Annotated in this window: 9 protein-coding genes; 3 read left to right on the forward strand and 6 right to left on the reverse strand. The window is 68.7% G+C overall.

Annotated elements, in window-relative coordinates; genetic code table 11:
• The coding region (locus VFF46_RS37165) for an ABC transporter permease (protein WP_325041960.1) at positions 1-763 on the forward strand (763 nt) is incomplete at its 5' end.
• Here VFF46_RS37165 and VFF46_RS37170 read toward each other — a convergent pair.
• Entirely contained in the window at positions 760-1,347 is a 588-nt protein-coding gene (locus VFF46_RS37170; RefSeq protein WP_325041961.1) for an NAD(P)H-dependent oxidoreductase, read from the reverse strand. The two genes, VFF46_RS37165 and VFF46_RS37170, sit on opposite strands and share 4 nt — an antisense overlap.
• Before the next feature lie 142 nt (positions 1,348-1,489).
• Between VFF46_RS37170 and VFF46_RS37175 the strand changes: the two genes are divergently transcribed.
• Positions 1,490-2,248 carry a 6-phosphogluconolactonase gene (locus VFF46_RS37175; RefSeq protein ID WP_325041962.1) on the forward strand — a complete coding sequence of 253 codons (759 nt, stop codon included), beginning with the start codon at positions 1,490-1,492 and terminating at the stop codon, positions 2,246-2,248.
• A 5-nt stretch (positions 2,249-2,253) separates the two neighbouring features.
• On the opposite strand, the gene VFF46_RS37180 is transcribed toward VFF46_RS37175, so the two are convergent.
• On the reverse strand, positions 2,254-2,847 hold the full coding sequence (locus VFF46_RS37180; protein ID WP_325041963.1) for a hypothetical protein: 594 nt from the start codon (positions 2,845-2,847) through the stop codon (positions 2,254-2,256).
• A gap of 135 nt (positions 2,848-2,982) precedes the next feature.
• On the opposite strand from VFF46_RS37180, the gene VFF46_RS37185 reads away from it, so the two are divergent.
• Positions 2,983-3,750, forward strand: a complete 768-nt coding sequence (locus VFF46_RS37185; protein WP_325041964.1) for an AlkZ-related protein — start codon at positions 2,983-2,985, stop codon at positions 3,748-3,750.
• On the opposite strand, the gene VFF46_RS37190 is transcribed toward VFF46_RS37185, so the two are convergent.
• The 4 genes from VFF46_RS37190 to VFF46_RS37205 are packed head-to-tail and all read right to left on the reverse strand — an operon-like array spanning position 3,747 to position 8,175.
• The gene (locus VFF46_RS37190) at positions 3,747-4,097 is read right to left on the reverse strand and encodes a VOC family protein (protein ID WP_325041965.1); all 351 of its coding nucleotides are present in this window, start codon (positions 4,095-4,097) and stop codon (positions 3,747-3,749) included. The genes VFF46_RS37185 and VFF46_RS37190 overlap by 4 nt on opposite strands.
• A 3-nt stretch (positions 4,098-4,100) precedes the next feature.
• Complete coding sequence (locus VFF46_RS37195) at positions 4,101-4,916, reverse strand: MerR family transcriptional regulator (protein ID WP_325041966.1); 816 nt, start codon at positions 4,914-4,916, stop codon at positions 4,101-4,103.
• 38 nt (positions 4,917-4,954) lie between these two features.
• A complete protein-coding gene (locus VFF46_RS37200; protein WP_325041967.1) occupies positions 4,955-6,322 on the reverse strand; it encodes a lectin in 1,368 nt (455 codons plus the stop codon).
• Entirely contained in the window at positions 6,319-8,175 is a 1,857-nt protein-coding gene (locus VFF46_RS37205; protein ID WP_325041968.1) for a ricin-type beta-trefoil lectin domain protein, read from the reverse strand. Before VFF46_RS37205 ends, VFF46_RS37200 begins: the two co-directional genes overlap by 4 nt.
• Positions 8,176-8,282: the final 107 nt, after the last annotated feature.

Genomic DNA, 8,282 nt, shown 5'->3' on the forward strand with positions numbered 1-8,282 from the left:
GGACGGTACGGCGCCCGTACGGCTGACGGCCGGATCGCTCACGGGCCTGACCGGACTGACGGCCGCCGTACCGGAAAGCATGGCGACCACGACCGGTCGCGGCGTCGGCTCGGACATCACGATGACGCTCGGCGACGGCACCACCGTGAAGCTCAAGGTCGTCGCGACCTTCGCGGCCGAACGCGGGTACGAAACGATCATGCTGCCCGCGTCGCTGGTCGCCGCGCACACCACGGACGGGCTCATCAAGCAGGTGCTGGTCCGCGGTACCGACGTACGGCCGGCGCTCGCCAAACTCGCGGCCGCCCACCCGGGCGTACAGGTCGCGGATCGCAGCGCGCTGGTCGCCACGAACGTCGCGGACCTGCAGACGCAGGCGTGGGTCAACTACATGCTCGTCGGCATGCTGATCGCGTACACCGCGGTCTCGGTCGTCAACACCCTCGTGTCGACCACCTTGCGCCGCCGGCGCGAGTTCGCCCTGCAGCGCCTGACCGGTTCCACCCGCTTCCAGGTACTACGGATGCTCACCACCGAGAGCACGCTGGTCACGCTGATCGGCATCACCCTCGGTACTGCGGTGGCGCTGGCGTGCCTGCTCCCGTTCTCGTCCAAGGTGTCCGGCAGCGCGATCCCCACCGGGCCGCTCTGGATCTACCTGGCCATTGCCGGCGCGGCCGCCGTACTGACGTTCGGCTCGACACTCGTCCCGGCGACCGCGGCCCTCCGGCACTCCCCCGGCCAGCCGACCCACACCGACTAGCGAGCCGGCGTCGGCGCGGCGACCGGTTGGAGAGCGATGGTCGTCGCCTGAACGATGCCGGCGTTGTCCCGGATCCACGGGGAGAGCACGACCTGGAGATCCTCCAGGTCGCGCTCCTCCAGGATCACGCCGGGGACCGGGACGCTCGCGCCCAGCTCGGCGAGGACCGGGCGGAGGTGCTGGTCGGCGAGGAGCTTGTGACTCGGGGCGGCGGAGACCGTCACCGGGATCACCACCGATCCGGCCAGCGCGGACGGCCGCAGTACGTCGAGGAAGCTCTTCAGCAGACCGGTGTAGCTGCCCTTGTACACGGGGGTCGCGACAACGATCACCGAGGCCGCGGACACCTGGTCGACCGCACTCTCCAGCGCGGACCGCGCGGCGGCGCCCGCCTGCTCGCCCTGGAAGATCGCCGGCGCGAACGTCACCAGGTCGATCAGCTCGTCGATCCGGTACGGCGTACCGAGCTCGGAGGCGAGCAACTCCGCGACCGACGCCGCGGCGGCCGCCGTCCGCGAACCCGCACGCGGATTGCCCACCACCGTGACCACGGCCTGCGGCCACTCCAACCCGACTGAGGACATCTGACCCATCTCCTGAACCTCGGCGGCAACTCCTCCGTCGAGAGTAGTCAAAGTCGAGCCTTCTACTTGACTTTCTCAGCATCCGAACAGAAACCCACCGGGGCCGGTCCCCGGTACGGTGAGTTGTGCGAGCGTTCTCCTTATGACTGTCGAGCATGCTCCGCGGGTCAGCACCTACCCCGACCGGGAGGAACTCGGGCGCGCCGCAGCCATCGCGGCTACCGAGCAACTCCGCACGGCGATCGCGACGACCGGCCGGGCGCGGATCATGCTCGCGGCCGCACCCAGCCAGACCGCGACCCTCGCCGCGCTCGCCGGGGAACCGGATCTCGACTGGAGCAAGGTCGTCTGTTTCCACATGGACGAGTACGTCGGTCTGCCGCCGGAGGCCCCGCAGTCGTTCCGGAACTGGCTGCGCCGGACCTTCCTCGAAAAGGTGCCACAGGCAACCTTTCATCCGCTGGATCCGGAGGCCGACGACTACGCCGCGCTGATGGGCGACGAGCCGTTCGACCTGGTCCTGTTCGGCCTCGGCGTCAACGGGCACCTCGCCTTCAACGACCCGCCCGCCGACTTCGACGACTCGCGGGCGATCGAGCGCGTCGCGCTCGACGAGACGAGTCGCCGCCAGCAGGTCGACGAGGGCAACTTCCCGACGCTGGCCGACGTACCGACGCATGCGGTCACAGTCACGATCCCCCGGCTGCTGAACGCACGCACGCTGATCGGGTCGGTCCCCGGCGCGGTCAAACGCCAGGCGGTCCACGACACGCTCACCCGGCCGATCGACCCCGCCTATCCCGGTACGGCGCTCCGCACCCACCCCGACGTACAACTCTTCCTCGACGCCGACTCGAGCACGAGTACGGCCCGGGACCCGGGCCGTACTCCTGTGACGTGAGCGGATCAGGTCAGCTCGGGGACGCGCAGATGGGCAACGGCGAGCTCGAACTCGCACACGTCCAGGACTTCGGCGCCGGCGTCCTTCGCGGTCGCGGACCGCATCGATGCGGCGGCCTCGCGGTTCTGGTCCATGCCTTCCCGGCTGTCGTACGTCACGGACGACACCGAACGCCCTGACGCCCGGTCGACGAGCAGGCTGGCGCTGCAGAAGCCGGCGAGGTCCTCGAGCCTCGGCAGCAACGCCAGCTTGTAGACGTCGATCGTCCGGTCCAGGTCCCCCGGATCGGACTTCACCCAGGTCGCCCGGACGCACGCACCGGCGACCGTTCGGTGATCCCGGTGCAGGACGGCGATCTCCCACTCCTGTACCTCCGGGCTCCCGCCGCCCAGGGTCTGCGAAAGCTCGTCCCGGATCGGCCGGACGGCTTCGTCGGTGGCGCGCATCGCCTCCGCCGACTGCCAGGCGCTGGTGGCGATGCATCGGCCGGACTCCCGGTCGACCATCATGGACAGACCGATGCAGCCGTCCATCTCCACCAGCCTGGGCATCACTTCGTCGCGCAACCGCGCGATACCGGCGTCGATCGTCGCCGGCACGGCCGTGATTGTGGTGGAACGCGCGTACACGATCCACCCCCTTACGCTCAGGGCAGCGCCCCGGCGGCGCCGCCGGTCACCCTCCACGTTCCTCCGCCCCCCGCGCCCGCGCAAGGGACCGGTTTGACTGGTCCGATGGGAATCCAGGACACCTCCGACGCGGAGCTCGGCCAGGCTCGCGCCGGCCGCTGGTGGGTCCGCGGGCGACGGGTCGGATCGATCGAGCGCGCCGCGAAGTTCGTCGACGACATCGGTTTCGCGTTGCTCTTCCCGGCGCGGCGAGCCGTCGTACCGTCGCTGTGGGATGCCGTCGCCGGCGAGGACGAGGAGCCGTTCGGCGGCGGCATGGGCGTGAACGAGCAACGCGTCTGGACGTGGAAGGACGAGCTGCCCCGCCGCGGTCTCGCCTGGTACGGCGCCTATCTCGGCGGCCGGAGTTCGTTCCTGTCGCCGGAGCTCCTGCGGGCCCTCTACCCGGCGGCGGGCGACCCCGGTGACCACGTGCTGATGGAGCTGTCGCCGGCCGCCCATGAGATCGCCGAGGCGATCGCGGCCGAACCGCTGTCGACCGCGACCCTGCGAGCGCTGATCGGCGACCGGGGCCGCTACCAGCGGGCGATCACCGAACTGCAGCGCAACCTGCTGGTGACCACCGCTGGTGTCGACGAGACCGGCTCCGGCTGGCCGGCGGCGTTGATCACGCTCACCTGTCATCAGTTCGACGTCGGTGGTTCGGCGGACCACGCGCTCGCGACGCGACGGTTCCTGGACACGATGCTCGCCACCACGGCAGGCGAGCTCGCCCGCGCGTACCGGTGGCCGGTGGCGCAGGCACGAGCCCGCCTGACCGAAGAGGTGGAGACCGGTCACGCGACCTTCGACGGCACCCGGTACCTGCCCTAGGCGTGGTCGGCGAGGTCGAAGACGTTGTCCTCCGGGTCGGCGAGGGTGATCCAATGGGTGCCGTACTCGGTGTGTTCGTCGAGGCGTTTGGCGCCGAGGGCCACCAGGCGGTCCACCTCGGTGGACCAGTCGGCGGTGGCGAGGTCGAGGTGCAGGCGGTTCTTGCCGTTGCGCGGCTCGGGGACCTGCAGGAACATCAGGGTCGGGCCGTCGGCGGCGCGGTTGACGGTGGCGAAGAACTCGTTGGCCTCGGCATCTACTTCGGTCGAGAGCACGGCGGCCCAGAAGGTCGCCAGGTCCTTCGCGTTCGTGCAGTCGACGGTGATGTTCTCCAGCGTGATGGACACGGTTCAGCCTTTCAGGACAGGGATCCGCTGGATCGGCCAGCAGACCTCGGTGCGGTAGTCGGCCGGGTCGGGGGTGTCCCCGGGGCCGATCGGATACAGCTCGCGGATCGGGCCGGGAGCGACCTCGCAGTACTCCGCGACGTGACTGCCGAGGGCGCCGTACGTCCGGTCGAAGTCGGTCATGTGACCGGCGTGCACGGCGATCGCGAAGTACCCGCCGGGAAGGTCGACGAGCTCAACCCCGTCGGCGTCCGGCTGGTCGAGCGGGACCGGGTGGAACGCGACCACTTCACCTTTGTCCTCGGTGAAGAACTCGTCGCTGTACGTCGCGCCGGAGGTGCCGCGGATGTCACCTGCCACCTCGCCGAGGCGGCCGTATGCGAACTCGCACCACGGCCCGATCTCGTCGCGCAGCACGTCGCCGCGGACGCCGTACGCACGGAACGGCGGGATGAACCGGTACTGCACGTCGAGCACCGGGCGGCCCGGGGTGAGCAGCTCGCGGAGTGAGGCGACCACGTCGCGGGTGTGCGCGAGCTCCTGCTCCATCCGCTCCAGGTGCGCGCGGAGCGTCTCCTCCCGGGCGGCGCCGTCACCCGCCTCGACCACCGCGCGCACATCCGCCAGCGGCATCTTCAGCAGACGCAGCCGGCGGATGAGCAACGCGGTCTCCACCTGCCCGGTCCCGTACTGCCGGTAACCGGACGAGGCATCCACCGAAACCGGCGCGAGCAGGCCGATCTCGTGGTAGTGGTGCAAGGTCTTCACACTCAGGTGAGTAAGCCGCGAGAACTCCCCCACCGTCACCGTCGCGTTCATGCGACAAGCTTCCACCCTCCGGTTACCGGAGGGTCAAATCACCCGCGGTACCTTCCGATGACCTTGGTGTAGTCCCAGGGGTTCTGGGGGACGCCGGAGCAGCTGTCGGCGGAGCCGCCGGTGCAGGGGCGGTCGCGGTTTGCCGACCAGAAGGTGAAGCGGGCGAGGTGGTGCTGGGTGGCGTAGGCGAGGTTGGACTCGAAGTCGGACAGGTTGACGCGTTCGCCGGCGTTGTCGGTCAGCCCGTTCATCGACGAGATGCCGATCTTGCGGTACGCCGCGTCGTCGCTCAGCCCGTACGCCGACTTGACCGCGTTCTTCAGGCCGTCCGCCGCCTGCTGCGTCAGCGTGCCCATGTTCGTGGACCCGCCGCCGAAGTCGAACGGCATGATCACCCAGCCGTCGAGGTTCAGCCCGGTCGCCGCGCCGCGGTTGATCAGGTCCTGCCCGTCACCGTCCGGCCCGGACTGGGTCGTCCCGAACGTCAGGTACGTCGTGATCCCGGCGTTGTTCTGCTCGACGATCTTCAGCGCGTCGATCACCCTCTGCCGGACCGCCGGCTGCGCCATCTCCTGGTCCTCGATGTCGATGTCGATCGCCTTCAGCGAGAGCGTGTCGATCACCTTCTGGTACGCCGCCGCCAGCTCCCCCGCCGTACCGCAGCTCTGCCCGAGCTTGTTCCCGGACCAGCCGCCGATCGACACCACCACGTCGCCGCCGTTCGAACGGATCGTGTTGATCGCCTGCTGGTCGGTCCCGCCGGTCAGCGGCCGCGCGCCGTCCCACTGCGGGTTGCAGTACCCGTTGGACAGGATGAACGCCATCGTGAACCACTTCACTCCGGTCGCGTTCATCACGGTCGCCGGGTTCGGCGGGTCACCCCAGCCTTCATAGAGGTACGGCGCCGCCGCCATCGGCGCGCTGTCCGTGGGCGGAGGCCCGTCCGAGGCCGGCACGTTCCACTTCTGGTTCGCCCCACCGGTACAGCTCCACAGCTGCAGCGGTGTGCTGTTCGCGGAGTTGTTGCCCGTCACATCAAGACACTTGTTCGCCTGCGGGTTCACCAGGTCCCGCCCGGACGTGTACGTCCACTGCTGAGCACCAGTGCCGTTACACGTCCAGAGCTGCACCCGCGCCCCGTCCGCGACCGAACCGCTGGAAACGTCCAGGCACTTCCCCAACGCCCGCAGCGTCCCGTCGCTCGACCGGGTCCACTGTTGGGCCGCCGTACCGTTGCAGTCGTACAGCTGCACCGTCGTACCGTCGGCGCTGTTCGCCCCGGCGACGTCCATGCACTTCCCGGCCAGACCGGTGACCGCACCGGTCGCTGCCTGCGCCGGAGATGCCGTCATCAGCAACCCGCCACCGAGCACCAACGCCGCCGCAGCGGCCGTCGCGCGCCTCATGAGACGGTCCACTTCTGGTTGGCTCCGCCGGTGCAGCTCCACAGCTGGAGCGGAGTACCGTTGGCGGAATTGTTGCCCGTGACATCGAGGCACTTGTTCGCCTGTGGATTCACCAGGTCCCTCCCACTCGTATAGGTCCATTGCTGGGCGCCGCTGCCGTTGCACGAATAGAGCTGCACCTTCGCGCCGTCGGCCACCGAGCCGGCGTTCACGTCGAGGCACTTGCCGAGCGCCCGCAAAGTCCCGTCACCAGGACGCTGCCACTGCTGGGCCGCCGTACCGTTGCAGTCGTACAACTGGACCGCCGTGCCATCAGCGGTCCCGGCACCGGCAACATCGATGCACTTGCCGGCCAGCCCGGTGATCTGCCCAGCACCACTACTGCTCTGCGATCCGGACCACGTGAACGTCGCGGACGTCTGCGTAGGTAACGTGTAGACGAACGACTGCGAGCCCCAGTTCACCCGTACCGACTGTGAGCTGCCCGTGGTGTTGTAAGCGATCAGGGCCTTCGAACCGTCCGGGTTCTTCCACGCCACGTTCTTCACCGAGCCGTTGGCGGTGGAGTCGATCCGCAACGCCCCCGGCTTCACGAACTTCGTCAGGTGGCCCATCGTGTAGTACTCGACGGTCTTGGTGACCTGACCGCGCTGGCTGTCGTTGCGGTGCACCGTGACGAGCCCGGTGCACACGTTGCACCCGGCACCGACGTACGGCAGGTGGTTCTCGTCGAGCGCGATGCCCCATTTGACCCACGACTTGTCCCAGTTGCGGGTGTAGTCGATCAGGTTGTTCATGTCCTCGGTCTGCTGGTTCCCGATCCAGGTGCCACCCGAGTGCTCGGTCATGTACGCGTTCACCGACGGGTACTGGTTGTGGATCTGCGTCTGCAGGTTCACGTCACCGCCGTACCCGTGCCAGGCGATCCCGCCGAAGTTCGGGTCGTTCCGCAACGTGGCGTCGGCCAGCGGGACCGAGCCGAGGTCGTTGTAGTTGCCCCAGTTGTAGTCGAGGATCAGGACCTTCGTGGTGAGCCCGGCAGCGTGCAGCGCGGGCAGCAGGTTGTTCTTGGTGAACTCGAGCAGCCCGGAGCCGTTCCAGTTCATCGAGGCGTAGCCGGTGCTGTCGCTGCCGCAGCAGGTCGGCTCGTTCTGCACCGAGACGTAGTCGATGTGGTTGCCTTGGGCCTCGTTCTGCTGCAGGTACTTGACGAAGTACTGCGCGTACATCGGGTAGTCCTCGGCCTTCAGCCAGCCGCGGTGCACGAAGTCGTTGTTGTCCTTCATCCACGCCGGGGCGCTCCACGGCGACCCCATCACCTTCAACGCCGGGTTCAGTGCGCGGGCCTGCTTGGTGAGCGGTACCACGTCCGCCAGGTCGTGCTGGATGCTGAAGTCGCTCAGGTCGCAGCAGGTGTCGTCGTACGAGTAGTTGAACCGCGCGAGGTCGGACGCGCCCATCGGGTTCCGGACGAAGGACAGGCCGATCCCGTTCACCGGGTCGAACAGGTCCTTCATCACCTGGTCGCGGGTGGCGGTCGAGATCACGCCGCTGCTGTTCAGCAGCCAGGCGGAGCTGTCCGCGAACGACGCGCCGCCGCCCTCGAAGGACTGGTACGTGGTGTTCTCGTCGACCGTGACGGTCTGGTCCGCGGAGCCGCCGGCCGGGCCGAAGTTCACCGGGGCCTGCTGCTGCAGTCCCCGGGTCACGTTGCGGCCGCCGGAGTCGTTGGTGGTGGTCAGCCAGACGTTGACCTGCTCACCGGCGGCCTGGGCCGGTGCGGCAGTTCCGAAGCCGAGGCCGGCGGCGGCCACGCAGAGCGCGGCGACCACGGGCGGCAGGATGCGTTTCATGGGGGCGGTTCTCCCTTGTTTCAAAGGGGTTTCATGGCGGCGTCTGCCCGCGCCGCAACTGGTGGTCACCACGAGAGAACCATCCGTGACGGGTCGTGTCAACGGCG

It is taken from the genome of Kribbella sp. (assembly GCF_035655035.1).
Taxonomy (GTDB): domain Bacteria; phylum Actinomycetota; class Actinomycetes; order Propionibacteriales; family Kribbellaceae; genus Kribbella.